This window comes from Kitasatospora sp. NPDC059408 (assembly GCF_042751525.1).
Classification (GTDB): Bacteria; Actinomycetota; Actinomycetes; order Streptomycetales; family Streptomycetaceae; genus Kitasatospora.
Genome location: NZ_JBHYWI010000020.1, coordinates 1 through 15,737 on the forward strand (window position 1 = coordinate 1; position 15,737 = coordinate 15,737).

Sequence of the window (15,737 nt, forward strand, 5' to 3'; positions counted from 1 at the left end):
TCCCGAGATCACTCGGGGGGCGCCCTCCGCGTTCGTTGCTGCGCGGCTCCTGCCGCGGTGCCCGGACCGGGGCTCAGCCGGCCAGCGCGGCCTTCACCGCGGCGGCGACGCGGCCGCCCTCGGCCAGACCGTCCACCTTCGGGCGCACCAGCTTCATCACGGCACCCATGCCCTGCGGACCGGTGGCCCCGCTCTCCGCGACCGCGGCGGCCACGATGGCGGTGAGCTCGTCGTCCGAGAGCTGCTTGGGCAGGTAGGAGGCGAGCAGTTCGCCCTCCTGCCGCTCCCGGGCGGCCTGGTCGGTCCGGCCCGCGGCGTCGAACGCCTCGGCGGCCTCGCGGCGCTTCTTCGCCTCGCGGGTGACCACCTTGAGCACCTCGGCGTCGGACAGCTCGCGCTTCGTCTTGCCCGCCACCTCCTCCGCGGTGACCGCGGAGAGCGTGAGCCGGATGGTGGACGAGCGCAGCTCGTCCCGGTCCTTGATGGCAGCCGTGAGGTCCTCCTGCAGCTGCGCCTTGAGCGTCGTCATGGCCCCGAGTCTCCCACCTGCGGCGTTCGGGTGCCCGGCATTAACGGTCACGGGCCACGGACAGGCCCTGCAGACCAGTCCGGTAACCCATTAGAGTGGTTACATGACCGAAGGTGCCGAGGCCCGGCCGACCGTCGTCCCCGGGCTGCTGCTGACCGCACCGAGCGGCACCGGCTTCCACTTCGACCCCGGCGCGCTCTGCCTCGAACTGCTCACCACCGGCGGCCCCGGCAGCCACGCCCGCTGGGAGGTCCTGCACCGACCCGACGACCTCGCCGCCTGGCTGCCCGCCTCGCGGCTGCGCCTGCCCGCGGACGCCGTCCGGATCACCGACGCCCAGCTCACCGCCGCCCGCACCCTGCGCGACACCCTCTGGCGGCTCACCGCGGCCAGGGCCCGAGGCGAGCGCGGCGCCGCCGCCGACTACGCCGTCCTCAACCGAGCCGCCGAACACCCCCCGCTCGTCCCCAGGATCACCCCCGACGGCACCGCGGCGGCCCCCCTGCCCGCCGACGGCGACCAGCTGGCCTCCACCGTCGCCCGGGACGCGATAGCCCTGCTCACGGGCCCGCACGCGGACCGCATCCGCGAGTGCGGCGCGCACAACTGCTACCTGATCTTCGTCGACACCTCCCGGCCGGGGCGGCGGCGCTGGTGCTCCATGGAACGCTGCGGCAACCGCAACAAGGTCCGGGCGCTGCGGGCCCGGCGGGAACCGGAGCAGCCGGAGTAGCCGGAGTGCCCGCGCCCCGGCCCGCTTCCCCGTCCGCCTCCCACCCCCTTCCCCATCCGCCCCCCCTACCCGCATCCCATCCGGGCGGACGGACGTTCACCAGCTGATCCGCCGTCTGAGAGCATGGAACGATGCGACCGCTGTACTCCGTCCCCCTCGGAATCGCCGCCACCGGCGCCGCCTGCCTCGCCTACTCCGCCGGGTACGAGGTCCGTTCCTTCCGGCTGCGCCGGGTCGAGGTCCCCGTCCTGCCCCGGGGCGCCCGCCCCCTCCGGGTACTGCAGGTCTCCGACATCCACATGGTGAGCGGCCAGGGCAAGAAGCAGCGGTGGCTGAAGAGCCTCGCGGGCCTGCGCCCCGACCTCGTCGTGAACACCGGCGACAACCTCTCCGACCCGCTCGGCGTCCCCGCCACCCTCGACGCGCTCGGGCCGCTGATGGAGTTCCCCGGCGTGTACGTCTTCGGCTCCAACGACTACTACGGCCCGGCCCGCAAGAACCCGGCCCGCTACCTCCAGGCGCTGCGCAGCGGCATCCACGGCATGAACAACCCCGACGGCACCGGCAACCGCGGCATCGTCGGCGCCGTCCACAACCCCTGGGAGAAGCTCCGCGACGGCTTCGACGCGGCCGGCTGGCTCGACCTGACCAACACCCGCGGCCGCCTCACCCTCGGCGGCCTCGACCTCGAGTTCACCGGCCTCGACGACCCGCACATCCGCCGCGACCGCTACAGCGAGGTCACGGGCGGCCCGTCCGCCGACGCCGACCTCTCCCTCGCCGTCGTCCACGCGCCCTACCTGCGCGTCCTGGACGCCTTCACGGCCGACCGCTACCCGCTGATCCTCGCCGGCCACACCCACGGCGGCCAGCTCTGCATCCCCTTCTACGGCGCCCTGGTCACCAACTGCGACCTCGACGCCAAGCGGGTCAAGGGCCTCTCCACCCACACCGCCGGCGGCCGCCGCTCCTACCTCCACGTCTCCGCCGGCTGCGGCACCAACCGCTACACCCCCGTCCGCTTCGCCTGCCCCCCCGAGGCCACCCTCCTCACCCTCACCCCGGCCGCCCGCTGACCCGCCCGGACGCCCGCCGGGAATCGGATTTCGTGTCTCGGCGAGCGTCCGGTAGAGTTCTACTCGTCGCGAAGGAGACGGAGCGACAAACAGAAGGACCGGGGTGTGGCGCAGCTTGGTAGCGCGCTTCGTTCGGGACGAAGAGGCCGTGGGTTCAAATCCCGCCACCCCGACCCAGTCCAGAGGGCCTATCGGAGAAATCCGGTAGGCCCTCTGGCGTTTCCGCGTGACGGCGGCTCAGGTCCGCCCGGGTGGAACGGCGCAGGCCCGGTGTCCCTGAGGGGAGACCGGGCCTGCGTGTGTACTCGGGGGGTATCGCGGGTCAGAACGTGGTGATGATGGCGAACACCGAGTCGGAGACACCCGCGTAGGCGTTGCTCAGGCTGAAGGTCGCCGCCTGCGGGCGGTAGATGCCGAAGGTGGTGCGGCCGCGGCCCTGCCAGTCGCCGGTCACCGGGAAGTCGCCCACCGCGCCGTAGGTGGCGGTGGTGATGGTGCCGTCGTCGTGGCGCAGGGCGAAGGTGTTGGTGCCGCCCCACTGCCGGTCGGGGCGGGCGATGCCGAGCTGGGCGTGGCCGACGCCGTCCCAGTCGCCGACGATCGGGAGGTCGCCCTGCTGGCCGAGGGTCGCCGTGCTGACGCTGCCGTCGTCGTGGCGGACCGCGAAGGTGTTGGTGCTGGGCCGGTAGACGGCCAGCTGGGCGTGGCCGTTGCCGTCCCAGAGCGCGGGGACCGGAACGTCACCCGGCGCGCCGAAGGACACCGTGGTGACGCTGGTGTCGTCGTGGCGCAGCGCGAAGACGCCGTCGCGGTAGATGCCGAGCTGGTCGTGCCCACCGTCCCAGGAGCCGGTCACCGGGACGTCGCCGGACTGGCCGAAGTACACGGTGTTGACCCGGCCGCTGTTGTCGTTGGTGGTGGCCAGCGACCACATGCCGCTGTAGAAGACGCCCACGTGGGTGCTCGCGCGGCCGTCCCAACGGCCCGTCACCGGGGTGCCCGAGCGGGTCCAACCATCGACCCGGACCTGCTGCGAGTAGGTCAGCGAGCGTCCGTGGTCGTCGACGAAGGTGGCGGTGGCGGTGTAGGTCCCGACGTGGGGGTACTCGTGCGGAATACCGTTGGCGCTCCCGTTGCGCACGACCGTGCCGCTGCCGTCCCCGAAGTCGACGGTGGTGCTGACCAGTGGCCAGGGGCTCGTGACGGTGGCGTAGAGCTCGACGTGCGTCGGGCCGTAGTTGCTGTTCTGGACCGCCGAGATCGACGGCGCGGACAGCGGGCCGACCGGGTCGACGGTGATGTTGGTGGTGGAGCTCTTGGTGTTGCCGAGGCCGTCGGTCGCGCTGAGCACGGCGCGGTAGGTGCCGGGGCCGGGGTAGGTGTGGACCACCTGCGAGGGGGTGAAGGGCTGGGGGCCGGTCCCGTCGCCGAAGTCGATCGTCGCGGTGGCCTTGGACCACGGCGAGTAGACGGTGCCGAGGAACGCCTTGTCCAGCGGGTGCCCGGCCGGGATCCGGTTGTTCCAGTCCCAGCTGAGGCCGACCGCGAACGGGTTCTGGCGCTCGATGGCGCCGCGGTCGTAGTACGTCGCCGTGCCGGTGCCGGTGTTGTCGACCAGCGGGTCGTCGACGCGCTGGTTGCCCAGCAGGTCGGTGGTCAGCTCGCCGGGTGCGCCGGCGTCGGCGGAGTCCAGCGCGTTGGTGTCGCGCTGCGGGGTGACGTCGTCGTTGGAGTTGCCGCCGAGGTTGAAGCCCGGGTCGGTGTCGACGTCGTGCGCGCCCTGGCCGGTGGCCGCGGTGAAGGCGGCGGGCGAGGTGTAGACGGTGCCGGCCCAGGAGTAGGCCTGGCTGCCCGCGTTGACACCGGTGCCGGGGTGGACGACGTTGTAGTCGGCCTTGGTGCCGGTGACCGAGCCGGCCGAGACGACGAACTCGACCGGGCCGGCCTGGGGGCAGCGGATGGTCGTCGGGCCGGTGGCGGTGATGATGTTGTTCTCGATCACCGCGCCGCTCGACGCGCCGGCCAGCGAGACGCCGGTGCCGCAGTTCTCCGCGACGGTGTTGCTCGTCACGACGGTGCCGGGGGCGTCGGTGACGACGATGCCGCCGCCGATGTTGCTGGTCAGGGCGTTGGTGGTGACGACCGTGCCGGTGACGCCCGGGTCGACGGCGATGCCCGCGCCGCCGCTGGCGCCGATGCGGTTGCGGCTGACGGTGCTCGCCGTGGTGGCGCCGGTGAGGCGGATGCCCGCGGCCTTGGCCGAGCCGGCTCCGAGCAGCGTGTTCCCGTCGACGACGATCCGGTCCGAGTCGGCGACGAGCACGGCCTCCTGGGCGGTGTTGAACGCCAGGCCCTGGATGGTGACGTCGTGGACCTTGGAGAGCGAGAAGCCGTGCCCCCCGACGACGCCGACCTGGGCGGTGGGGAGCTTGTCGGTGTCCGGCAGGCCCTGGAAGGTGATCGGGTGGCCGGGGGTGCCCGAGTGGGTGACGGTGACCTGCTCGGCGTAGGTGCCGGCGCCCTCGGCGATCTGGACGGTCTGGCCGGGCTGGGCGGCGTCGGCGGCGGCCTGCACGGTGCAGTACGGCTGGGCCTGGGCGCCCGTGCCGGCGTCCGAGCAGTGCGCGGTCGGGCTGTTGTTCACGTAGAGCGTGGTCGCGTCGGCGTGTGCGGCGCCCACCGACAGCGTGGTTCCGGCGATCGCGGAGCTCACCAGAGCCGCGGCGATGCCGATGTGACGTCTTATGGACATGTCCATCCCCCAGGGCGTTCCAGGACTTTCGGGTAACGCGAAACAGCGCCGGCGGGGTCCCGGTCCGGGACCGCGCGGAAGTGATCACAGACCGGCGCGCAGAGCAGTATCCACCCTGCTCGGCCGAGCGTTCCATCGGGATTCCCCCCTGAGCGCGGCAGGGCGGTCCGAACCGTGTCGGGCGGGGGGTCAGAGCAGGTCGGCGAGGGCGGTTCGGGAGGTGATGCCCAGTTTGGGGTAGGCCTTGTAGAGGTGGTGGCCGACCGTGCGGGGACTCAGGAAGAGTTGGGCGGCGATGTCGCGGTTGGTGAGGCCGCGGGCTGCCAGGCGGGCTATCTGGAGTTCCTGCGGGGTGAGGGCCGCCAGGGGGGAGTCGGGGGCCGTCGGGGTGGGGGCGGTGGTGCCGGTGGCGGTGAGTTCGGTGCGGGCGCGGGCGGCCCAGGGGTGGGCGGCGAGGCGTTCGAAGGTTTCGAGGGCGGCGCGCAGGTGGGGGCGGGCGTCGGTGCGGCGGCGGGCGCGGCGCAGCCACTCGCCGTAGAGGAGGGCGGTGCGGGCCTGTTCGAAGGGACGGTGGGTGCCCTCGTGCAGGTCGAGGGCGGCGCGGTAGGCCGATTCGGCGAGTTCGTCGGGGCCGAGGAGGGCCTGGCAGCGCAGGCGCAGGGCCTCGGTCCAGGGACGGCCGGCGGCGGCGCTCCAGCGGGCGAAGCGTTCGTACGGCTCGGCGGCGCGGTCGGGGGTGCCGAGGCGGACGGCGGCCTCGACGAGGTCGGGGACGGCGCGGGTGGCGCTGACGTGGTGCCGGTAGCGGCCGGTGGTGAGGGTGTGCAGGCGGTCGGCGGCGTCGCCGGCCCGGCCGTGGCCGAGGTCGTCGAGGGCGAGCGCCCAGTGGGCCCAGGGTTCGCCGGAGGCGGGGGCGGCGGTCTGCGGTCCGGTGGTGGCGAGGGCTTGGGCGGCGAGGCGGGTGCAGGTGTCGGTGGTGCCGGCGAGGGCGGCCAGGTAGGCGAGCAGGGCGGCGAGTTGGCTGACCCACTGGTGCTGGCCGGTGTCGCGGGCGAGGTCGAGGGCCTCGGTCGCGGTGACCTCGGCGTCGCGGTGGCGGCCGTGGAAGAGTTCGGCCTCGGCGAGGAAGAACCCCAGTGTGGGCAGCACGCCGACGGCGCCCTTGGCGCGGGCTTCGGCGACGAGTTCGGCGGCGAGTTCGGCGGTCTCGTCGTCCCGGCCGAGGACGAGGGTGGCGCCGCACAGCTGGACGAGGTCGGCCGGGGTGTCGGCGCCGGCCGCGCGGGCGGCGTCGGCGGTGGCGCGGGCGGTGGGCAGCGGCCCGGCGGGCCGGCCGAGGGCCGGGAGGACGGCGGCCGTCAGGTGGCGGGCGAGCGGGGTGAGCGGGTCGTCGTCGGCGAGCGGGAGGGCGGCGAGGCGGTCGAGGACGGCGGCCACCGGCTCCTCGCCCGCGTACCAGGCGGCGTGGAAGGCCTGGAGCAGCATCCGGGCGGCGTGCGGCGGTTCGACGGCGGTGCCGGCGGCGTCGAGCAGCAGGCGGTGGGCGGTCGGGTAGGAGCCGCGCCAGAAGTGCGCGGTGGCCCGGACGTGGTCGAGCAGCGCGTGCGCGAGGACGCTGTCGGTGCGGGCGGCCGCCTGGTCGGCGAGTGCCTCCGCGTGCTCCAGCCGGCCTTCCTCGGTGGCGGCTTCGGCGGCGAGGACGAGGCGGCGGGTGGCGGCGTCGCGGTCGGGGGTGAGCCGGGCGGCGCGTTCGTAGGCCGCGGCGGCGCCGCCGTGGGCGCCGCGGGTCCCGGCGCGGACGGCGGTGCGTTCGAGCGCGTCGGCGAGGTCGGCGTCGGGGGCGGTGGCGGCGAGGGCGAGGTGCCAGGTGCGGCGGTCGCCGTCGGGCAGTGCCGCGCCGACGGCCCGGTGCGCGGCCAGGCGCTGGAGGTGCGGCGCGCGTTGGAGGACGGCGGCGCGCAGGAGCGGGTGGCGGAACGCGAGCCGGCGGTCGGGGGCGACCGTCACCAGGCCCGACTCCTCGGCGGGGGCGAGGTGTTCGGCGCAGGCGCCGAGGGTCTCGGCGGCGGGCAGGACGACGTCGAGTTCGCCGCTCTCCTCGACGGCCGCGACGAGGAGCAGCGTCTGGGTGGCGGCGGGCAGGCCGGTGACCTGGCCGTGGAAGGCGATGAGCAGCCGGCTGGTGAGCGGGAGGCTGCCCGGTGCGGCCGTCTCCGGTCCGGTGACGGGGAGTTCGGTGAGGGCGAGGGGGTTTCCGGCGGCCTCGGCGAGCAGCCGGCGGCGGACGGGGGCGGGCAGGTCGGGGCCGGCGCGGTGGGTGAGCAGCCGGGTGGCGTCGTCCTCGGGGAGTGGCGCCAGCGTCACTTCGGGCAGGCCGAGTCGGGCCTCCGCGGTGCTGCCGTCCGACCGGGCGGCGAGCAGGAGCGCGACGCCTTCGGCCTGGAGGCGGCGGGCGGCGAGCAGCAGGGCGTCCCAGGAGGCGCGGTCCAGCCACTGGACGTCGTCGACGACGCACAGCAGCGGCCGGTCGGCGGCGAGTTCGGCGAGCAGCCCGAGCGTGGCGAGCCCGGTGAGCAGGCGGCCGGTGGAGCCCGGAGCGGCGGTGAGGCCGAACACCGTCTCCAGCGCGAGGCGTTGCGGTCCGGGCAGGGCGGACAGCCGGTCGAGGCCGGGCGCGAGCAGCAGGCTCAGCCCGGCGTAGGGCAGTTCGGCCTCGTGCTCGACACCGGCCGCCCGGATCACCCGGAAGCCGTCCCCGGCCGCCGCGACCGCGTGGTCCAGCAGGGCGGTCTTGCCGATCCCGGCCTCCCCGGCCAGCAGCAGCACGCCGCTGCGGCCCTCCCGCGCCCCGTCCAACAGCCCGTCCACGACGGCCTGCTCGCGTTCCCTCCCGTACAGCATGGCTCCGACCCTACCCACCCCCGCCGGACGGTGACCGGCGAACGCACGCACCCCCTTACCCATACGTGACGGATTCGCCCGCGCCCGCCCGTCCCTACCTTTGTGAGCAGCGGGAACGACCCGCCCAACACCCCACCGGGACACGGGAGAAGACGATGACCGAGATCACCACCGCCGCCCTGCAGCAGCTCGCCGAGCGCTACCTCGCGGTCTGGAACGAGACCGACCCGGCCGCCCGCCGCAAGCTGATCGACGAGGTGTGGGCCGAGGACGGCCGCTACACCGACCCGCTGGCCGCGGTGACCGGCCGGGACTCGATCGACGCGCTGATCGGCGCCGCCCAGGCCCAGTTCCCGGGGCTGGAGTTCACCCTCGGGCCGGTGGACGCGCACCACGACATCGCCCGGTTCACCTGGAACCTCGGCCCGGCCGGCGCCGAGCCGATCGTGATCGGCTTCGACGTGCTGACGGCCGGTCCGGACGGGCGGATCGCCTCGGTGGCCGGCTTCCTGGACCGCGTCCCGGGCGCCTGAGCCGCCGTGGCGGCTGCCGGTTCCGTGTCCCCCGCGCGACGTGGGGGACACGGAACCGGGCGTCAGTGCGAAAGGCGTGAGTACGGAACCGGGCGTCGGCACCGAAGGCGTGAGTACGGAACCGGGCGTCGGCACCGAAGGTGTGAGCACGGAACCGGGCGTCGGCACCGAAGGCGTGAGCACGAGAGCCGGAGCGCACGGAACCGGGCGTCGGAACGAGGACCGGCCCCGCGCACGCCCCCGGCGGGGGCGCGCCACCCCCCGGAGGGTCCGAAACCCACCCGCCCGTTCCGCTTCGTCCCCCCGATCGGGTTGGATGGTCGGATGAGCGAGGATAAGAGCGCCGTCCCGGCGTGGGAGCAGCGGTTCCGCGCGGCCCGGGTGTCCCTGCCGGACTGGGCCGAGGACGCCCCCGACCGGGCGCTGTACGTGTCCAACGCGACCGGCACCTACGAGGTCTACGCCTGGGACCGCGCCACCGGCACCCACCGTCGGGTCACCGACCGCCCGAACGGCACCACCGACGCCGAGCTGTCCCCCGACGGCGGTTCGGTGTGGTGGTTCGACGACCACGACGGCGACGAGTTCGGCGTCTGGCGCCGCCAGCCGTTCGCCGGCGGCCCCGACGAGGCGGCCGTGCCCGGCCTGGAGCCCTCCTACTCGGCCGGCCTGGCCCTCGGCCGCGACGGCACCGTGGTCGTCGGCCGCTCGACCGACGAGGACGGCACCACCCTGCACCTGCGCCGCCCCGGCGCCGCCGAGGCCGTCGAGATCTACCGGCACGAGGAGTACGGCGGCGTCGGCGACCTCAGCCACGACGGCACCCTGCTCGCGATCGACCACACCGAGCACGGCGACGCGATGCACTCGGCGATCCGGGTCGTGCGCCTGCTCCCCGGCGGCGCCGGGGGCGCGGACGTCGAGACCGTCGCCGAGCTCGACGAGGTGACCGGCCGGGACGAGCCGCGCGGCGTCGCCTGCCTCGGCTTCGCCCCGGTCGAGGGCGACACCCGGCTGCTCGTCGCCCACCAGCGCACCGGCCGCTGGGAGCCGATGATCTGGGACGTCGCCACCGGCGCCGAGACCGCCCTCCCGCTGCGCGACGAGCAGGGCCGCGAACTGCCCGGCGACGTCTCCGCGCAGTGGCGGCCCGGCGCCGAGGCGCTGCTCGTCGAGCACGAGTACGAGGCCCGCAGCGAGCTGTTCTCGTACGCGCTCGCCGACGGCCGGCTGACCCGCCTCGACACGCCGCGCGGCACCGTCGGCGGCGCCACCGCCCGCCCGGACGGCACCGTCGAGTACCTCTGGTCCTCCGCCGCCGAGCCGTCCGCCGTCCGCTCCACCACGGGGACGGTCGTCCTGCGGGCGCCCGGCCCGGTGCCGCCCGGCTCGATCCCGGTCGAGGACGTGTGGGTGGACGGCCCCGGCGGGCGCGTCCACGCACTCGTGCAGCGGCCCGCCGGGGCCGGCGAGGGCCCGTTCCCGACCGTGTTCGAGATCCACGGCGGCCCGACGCACCACGACAGCGACTCCTTCGCCGCCGGCCCGGCGGCCTGGCTCGACCACGGCTTCGCGGTGGTCCGGGTCAACTACCGCGGCTCCACCGGCTACGGCCAGGCCTGGACGGACGCCCTGCGCGAGCGCGTCGGCCTGATCGAGCTGGAGGACATCGCGGCCGTCCGGGAGTGGGCGGTCACCAGCGGTCTCGCCGACCCGGGGCGGCTGGTGCTCACCGGCGGCAGCTGGGGCGGGTACCTGACCCTGCTCGGCATCGGCGTGCAGCCGGAACTCTGGGCGCTCGGCGTCGCCGCCGTGCCGGTCGCGGACTACCACACCGCGTACGCCGACGAGATGGAGGCGCTCAAGTCGCTCGACCGCACGCTCTTCGGCGGCACGCCGGAGGAGGTCCCGGAGCGCTTCACCGCGTCCTCGCCGCTCACGTACGTCGAGCGGGTGCGGGTGCCGGTCTACATCAGCGCCGGGGTCAACGACCCGCGCTGCCCGATCCGGCAGATCGAGAACTACGTCGAGCGGCTGGCGGAGCTCGGCAAGCCGCACGAGGTCTACCGGTACGACGCCGGGCACGGGTCGCTCGTGGTGGAGGAGCGGATCAGGCAGCTGCGGCTGGAGATCGACTTCGTCCGGCGCCACCTGGGCGGGGGGTCGGTGTGAGGCGTCGGCTGACGCTGGCGGGGGTGGGGGTGGCCGGTGCGCTCGTGCTCACCGGCTGCTCCGGCGGGCACCGCGACCACGCGGGCTGCCCGCCCCCCGGAGGGCCGACCGGGCCCTCGGTCACCGCGACGGCCACGCCGATCGCGACGACCACACCGGTCGCCACGGCCACTCCGGTCGTTACGGGCACACGTGCCGTTACGGGCGCACCTGCCGTTACGGGCACAAAGGTCGTTACGGGAACACCCAAGGCCTCGGCCACCGCCGGGGCCACCCCGGCGAGCGCGCACGTCGGGGCCGCGGTGGTGCAGGCGGCCTATCCGACGACGTCGGGCAACGGGTCGAAGGGCTCCGCCGGGAGCGGGTCCAAGGGGTCCGGCGGCGGATCCGGCGGTGCGAGCGGGTCGAGCGGCTCGAAGGGGCCCAAGGCCCCCAAGGGCGGTCGGTCGGTGCACCACCACATCGACCACCACGAGTCGGAGGCCGTGTACGGCACTCACAGCCGGTGCCACAACGGCCCGACGCCGGCCCCGGCACCGTCCGGCACGTCGACCTTCGCCCCGCGGGCGACCCCGTGGGCGACCCCGTCCGAGGCGCCCTCCCTGCTGCCTCCCGCGCCCCCGGCGGCGCCGTCGCGACCGGTCGCGCCGCCCACCACGCCGCCCACAGCGCCGCCCACAGCGACACCCACCGCGGCGGGCAAGCCGTCGCGCTGACGGCCGCCTGAGGCGGAACCGTCAGTCGAGGACCGGGTCCAGTCCGAGGGCCCGGTCCTGCTCGGCCTCCGCCTCACGGCGCAGCAGGCGGTACCACATGAAGACCACGAAGCCCGCGAAGACGAACCACTCCAGGGTGTAGCCCAGGTTCTGGAACGCGCGGAGCGTCAGCCCGTCGCCGCCCTGCGGCTGGACCGTCGGCACCTCGGTCAGCCCGGCCGGGGCGGTGTCGGCGGCGACCCAGCCGTCGTACCAGCCGTCGTACGACAGCACGTTGAGCAGCGCCGCCCGGTTGATCGTGCCGAGCTGGCCGGCCGGCAGACCGCCCGCGACGGCGCCGTTGCTGCCGATCGCCTCGCCGGCCTGGAGCCGGCCGGTGACGGTCACCTCCCCGCCGGGCGGCGGTGCCGCCGCGGACGACGCGTCGGAGGGCGTCCCGGGGGCCCAGCCGCGCACGACGGCGACGGCGTGGCCGTCGGCGGTGCGGAGCGGGGTGAGCACGTAGTAGCCCTGCTTGCCGTCCACCGTGCGGTTGGGCACGAGGAGTTGGTGCGCGCTGTCGTAACTGCCGCTCACCGTGACGGGCTTGCCGACGGTGTCCGTGGTGACCTGCGGGCTGGCCGGGGTCAGCAGGGCGTCGATCGGCCTGGTCTCGCTCGTGGCGGCGAGCGCCTGGCCGGCCGCCTTGTGCGAGGAGAACCGGTCCTCGAACCGGCCGAGCTGCCAGGAGCCCAGCCAGAGGCACACCGCGATGGCCGCCAGGGCCAGCACGGTGCCGCCGAGCCAGCGCGGAGTGAGGAGGAACCGGTACACACCCCCCACGGTAACCACTCTTCACACGCCGTCCGACCACAGGGGGCCCGACACCGCTGCGGGACACCGGGCGCCGGACCGCTCCCGGCCCCGCTCCCGGTCTTCGGCTACCCGGCCGACGGCGTCCCCGACGGCTGCGACGCCGGCCCGCCCACCGCCTGCAGGCCGCCGCGGTACACCGTCCCCGCGCACGCCCCCGGCAGGAGGACGGCGGCGGCCGACGGGCTGCCCGGTGCCGGGGTGTGCGCGATGGTGGCGGACGGCGGGTTGGAGACGGTCGGGTTCGGGGTCGGGCTGCCCGTGGGAGTGGGCGCGGTGGTCGGGCCCGTGCTGGGCGACGGGCTCGCCTGCGGGTTCGACGAGGGCGCGGCCGACGCGCCGGACACGGGGGCGCCGGAGGCCGCGGGCGCCTGGGTGGTGAGCGAGATCGGGCCGGGACCGGTCGCGCCGGTCGGCGCCGCCGTGGCGCCGCCCTGGCCGGTCGTCGGGCAGACCGGGTCGGGGATCCAGGCGAACGGCACCCGGTAGCCGGCCTGCGGGGCGAGCAGCGGCGGGTCCGTGTCGGCGGGCGGCAGGCCGGTGGCCGGGTCGCCCGCGGTGTGGTCGGTCACCCGGATCCGGCTGCGGTCCGTCCCGGTGACCCCCGTCACGGAGACCGCGCCCGGCCCGCCGAGCCGGCAGGCGTGCCCGGAGACGTTGGTCACGGCGAACCACCCGTAGATCCGCCCGGCGGCGTCGGCGGGCCCGGCCTGGCCCGAGCCCTGGCCGAGGTCGCCGCGGGTGCAGAGCGGGACGATCGGGCCGTCGCCGCTGCTGGTGGCCGCGGCGGGGGCGGTCGTCCCGGCGTCGGCGCGGGTGCTGCTCGCACCGGGGCTGGGCGAACTGCTCGCAGTGCCGGACGGCTGTCCGACGGTGCCGGGGGCCGGGCCGGGGTGCGGGGACGCGCCGAACGGGCCGGAGCCGTCGGCCGTCGTCCCGGCGGGGACGCCGGTGGCGGGGCCGTCGGCGTGCGGCGAGCCGGGGCCGCCGGAGAGGCCGAGGTGGTCGGCGGTGTGCAGGGCGGGCAGGGCGATCGCGACGGCGGCGGCCAGCGCGAGGGCCCCGGTCAGGGCGCCGCGGCGGGCGGCCCGGCGGCGGGGCACGGCGGTGCGGATGCGGGGCAGGCCGCCGGGGCCGGGCTGGATGCCGGCGACCGCCCGGTGCATCAGGTCACGAACGGCCAGTTCGTCGGTCGTGAGGTCCGCGGTCGGGTCCGTCGAGAGATCGGCGGTGAGGTCCGCGGTCGGGTCCGTCGAGAGATCGGTCGTGAGGTCCGCGGTCGGGTCCGTCGAGAGATCGGTCGTGAGGTCCGCGGTCGGGTCCGTCGGGAGACCGGCGGTGAGGTCCGCGGTCGGGTCCGTCGGGAGACCGGGGGTGGGGTCCGACGCGACGTCCGCCGCGGGATCCGGAGTGAGCCCCCCGCCGTGGGCCTTTCCCGCGCCGTCACCCATGGCCGGCCTCCATCTGCGTGCGCAGGGCGGCGAGTCCGCGCGAGCCGTACGCCTTCACCGATCCGAGCGAGATGCCCAGGGTCTCGGCGACCTGCGCCTCCGTCATGTCCACGAAGTAACGCAGCACCAGAACCTCCCGCTGACGGCGTTGCAGGCCTCGGAGCGCGGCTTTCAACTGGTCACGCTCCAGCGCATCGTAGGCGCCTTCTTCTGCACTGGCCATGTCAGGCATCGGTTTCGGCAGCAGCCGCAGGCCGAGGATCCGGCGGCGCAGCGTGGAGCGGGACAGGTTGACGACCGTCTGCCGCAGGTAGGCCAGGGTCTTCTCGGGCTCGCGCACCCGGCGCCGGGCGGCGTGCACCCGGATGAACGCCTCCTGGACGACGTCCTCGCAGGTCGAGAGGTCGTCGAGGAGCAGCGCGGCGAGCCGCAGCAGGGAGCGGTAGTGGGCCTGGTAGGTCTCGGTGAGCAGGTCCTCGCTGGTACCGGCGGCGGCACCGGCGCCGGAGTCCGCCGTACCGGGTGCGACCGCGGTCATCTGGCTTTCTTCCGGCCTACTCGCAGGCCAATGGGCGCGCGGCGGGAAGGTCACCGCGGCACTCGCCGAGATGCCCGCCCCTGCCCCCACCATCACGTTCGCCACGCCCGTTGGACACTCGATCCCCTGTCATGGTTGCCCAGCCCGGGGGACATTCTTCCGCATCCGCGGAAGTGGCCTCCAGGGAATTCGAGAGGGTTTCCGGACAGATTGTGGGGAGGACGATCCCATATCGGACGGTCCCGCCTCACATCGGACACACGGATCGGGCACACGGATCGGGCCGGACCGGCCGTCAGGACGTCCGCTCCTGGGGCCGCAATCGCCCCCAGAGGGTCGTACCGGCCGGGTCGACCACGCAGGTCGGCCACGCAGGTCGGCAACGCGGGCCGACCACGCAGGTCGGCTACGCGGGCAGGAGCTCGCCCGCGACGAGCTCGGCGATCTGGAGCAGGTTGAGCGCCGCCCCCTTGCGCAGGTTGTCGCCGCACAGGAAGAGGTCCAGCGCGGCCGGCTGGTCGAGCGCGCGGCGCACCCGTCCGACCCACACCGGGTCCGTCCCGACCACGTCGTTCGGCGTCGGGAACTCCCCCGCCGCCGGGTCGTCGTAGAGGACGACGCCGGGCGCCCCGCGGAGGATCTCCTGCGCGTGCTCCTGCGTCACCTCCCGCTCGAACAGCGCGTGGACGGCGAGCGCGTGGGTCCGGACGACGGGGATGCGCACGCAGGTCGCGGAGACCCGCAGGGCGGGCAGGTTGAGGATCTTGCGCGACTCGTCGCGGATCCCGACCTCCTCGGAGGACCAGCCGCCGTCCCGCAGACTGCCCGTCCAGGGCACCGCGTTGAACGCGAGCGGCGCGGCGAACGGCCCGTGGTCGGCGATCACCGCGCGCAGGTCGCCGGTCTGCCGGCCGATCTCCTGGCGGCCGGCGTCGAGACCGCCGACGAGCGCGGTCTGCTCGCGCAGGGCGGCCTCGCCGTCGCGGCCCTCGCCGGAGGCGGCCTGGTAGGAGGCGACGACGAGTTCGACGAGCCCGTACTCGGCGTGCAGCGCCCCGATGGCCGCGATCATCGCGAGGGTGGTGCTGGCGGGGCTGGCGACGATGCCGCGCGGGCGGATCCGCAGCGCGGCGGCGTTCACCTCGGGGACGACCAGCGGGACCTCGTCGGCGGTGCGGAACGCGGCGGAGTCGTCGACCACGACGACGCCCTTGGCGGCGGCGATCGGCGCCCAGCGGGCGGATACCTCGTCGGGCACGGCGAACACCGCCACGTCGATCCCGTCGAAGGCCTCCTCCGTCAGCGCGACGACCTCGACGGACTCCCCGCGCACGACCGGCTTGCGGCCGGCCGAGCGCGGGGAGGCGACGAGTCGCACCTCGCCCCAGACGTCCTGACGGAGCGAGAGCAGGCCGAGCAGCACCTCGCCGACCGCGCCGGTGGCGCCGACAACGGCGAGGTTCGGCCGCCGGGTCATCGCCCGG

At 75.2% G+C, this 15,737-nt stretch carries 12 protein-coding genes and 1 tRNA gene; 6 read left to right on the forward strand and 7 right to left on the reverse strand.

Annotated elements, in window-relative coordinates; genetic code table 11:
- Nucleotides 1-73 precede the first annotated feature (73 nt).
- Entirely contained in the window at nt 74-529 is a 456-nt protein-coding gene (locus tag ACFXDE_RS15520; RefSeq protein WP_380444187.1) for a GatB/YqeY domain-containing protein, read from the reverse strand.
- A 103-nt stretch (nt 530-632) separates the two neighbouring features.
- On the opposite strand from ACFXDE_RS15520, the gene ACFXDE_RS15525 reads away from it, so the two are divergent.
- From ACFXDE_RS15525 to ACFXDE_RS15535, 3 genes are all read left to right on the forward strand, one after another.
- On the forward strand, nt 633-1,262 hold the full coding sequence (locus ACFXDE_RS15525; protein ID WP_380494453.1) for a CGNR zinc finger domain-containing protein: 630 nt from the start codon (nt 633-635) through the stop codon (nt 1,260-1,262).
- Nucleotides 1,263-1,393: 131 nt separating this feature from the next.
- Nucleotides 1,394-2,338, forward strand: coding sequence for a metallophosphoesterase (locus ACFXDE_RS15530; protein WP_380494455.1), 945 nt, complete (start codon nt 1,394-1,396; stop codon nt 2,336-2,338).
- A 99-nt stretch (nt 2,339-2,437) separates the two neighbouring features.
- Nucleotides 2,438-2,511 (forward strand) — tRNA-Pro (locus ACFXDE_RS15535).
- A gap of 149 nt (nt 2,512-2,660) precedes the next feature.
- Here ACFXDE_RS15535 and ACFXDE_RS15540 read toward each other — a convergent pair.
- Both ACFXDE_RS15540 and ACFXDE_RS15545 read right to left on the reverse strand, forming a co-directional pair.
- Complete coding sequence (locus ACFXDE_RS15540; protein ID WP_380494457.1) at nt 2,661-5,090, reverse strand: right-handed parallel beta-helix repeat-containing protein; 2,430 nt, start codon at nt 5,088-5,090, stop codon at nt 2,661-2,663.
- A 189-nt stretch (nt 5,091-5,279) separates the two neighbouring features.
- On the reverse strand, nt 5,280-7,991 hold the full coding sequence (locus ACFXDE_RS15545) for an ATP-binding protein (RefSeq protein WP_380494459.1): 2,712 nt from the start codon (nt 7,989-7,991) through the stop codon (nt 5,280-5,282).
- A gap of 155 nt (nt 7,992-8,146) precedes the next feature.
- On the opposite strand from ACFXDE_RS15545, the gene ACFXDE_RS15550 reads away from it, so the two are divergent.
- The 3 genes from ACFXDE_RS15550 (at nt 8,147) to ACFXDE_RS15560 (ending at nt 11,423) form a co-directional block, all read left to right on the forward strand.
- Entirely contained in the window at nt 8,147-8,524 is a 378-nt protein-coding gene (locus ACFXDE_RS15550; RefSeq protein ID WP_380444133.1) for a nuclear transport factor 2 family protein, read from the forward strand.
- Between the two features lie 324 nt (nt 8,525-8,848).
- Nucleotides 8,849-10,696, forward strand: coding sequence for a S9 family peptidase (locus ACFXDE_RS15555; protein ID WP_380494461.1), 1,848 nt, complete (start codon nt 8,849-8,851; stop codon nt 10,694-10,696).
- Between the two features lie 505 nt (nt 10,697-11,201).
- Nucleotides 11,202-11,423, forward strand: a complete 222-nt coding sequence (locus ACFXDE_RS15560) for a hypothetical protein (RefSeq protein WP_380494464.1) — start codon at nt 11,202-11,204, stop codon at nt 11,421-11,423.
- 10 nt (nt 11,424-11,433) lie between these two features.
- Here the strand turns inward: ACFXDE_RS15560 and ACFXDE_RS15565 are convergent, their stop codons facing one another.
- From ACFXDE_RS15565 to ACFXDE_RS15580, 4 genes are all read right to left on the reverse strand, one after another.
- On the reverse strand, nt 11,434-12,225 hold the full coding sequence (locus tag ACFXDE_RS15565) for an SURF1 family protein (protein WP_380494466.1): 792 nt from the start codon (nt 12,223-12,225) through the stop codon (nt 11,434-11,436).
- Between the two features lie 107 nt (nt 12,226-12,332).
- On the reverse strand, nt 12,333-13,715 hold the full coding sequence (locus ACFXDE_RS15570) for a hypothetical protein (RefSeq protein ID WP_380494469.1): 1,383 nt from the start codon (nt 13,713-13,715) through the stop codon (nt 12,333-12,335).
- Nucleotides 13,708-14,253 carry a SigE family RNA polymerase sigma factor gene (locus tag ACFXDE_RS15575; RefSeq protein ID WP_380494472.1) on the reverse strand — a complete coding sequence of 182 codons (546 nt, stop codon included), beginning with the start codon at nt 14,251-14,253 and terminating at the stop codon, nt 13,708-13,710. The genes ACFXDE_RS15570 and ACFXDE_RS15575 overlap by 8 nt, the downstream gene beginning before the upstream one ends.
- Before the next feature lie 406 nt (nt 14,254-14,659).
- Entirely contained in the window at nt 14,660-15,730 is a 1,071-nt protein-coding gene (locus tag ACFXDE_RS15580; RefSeq protein WP_380494474.1) for an aspartate-semialdehyde dehydrogenase, read from the reverse strand.
- Between the last annotated feature and the right edge of the window lie 7 nt (nt 15,731-15,737).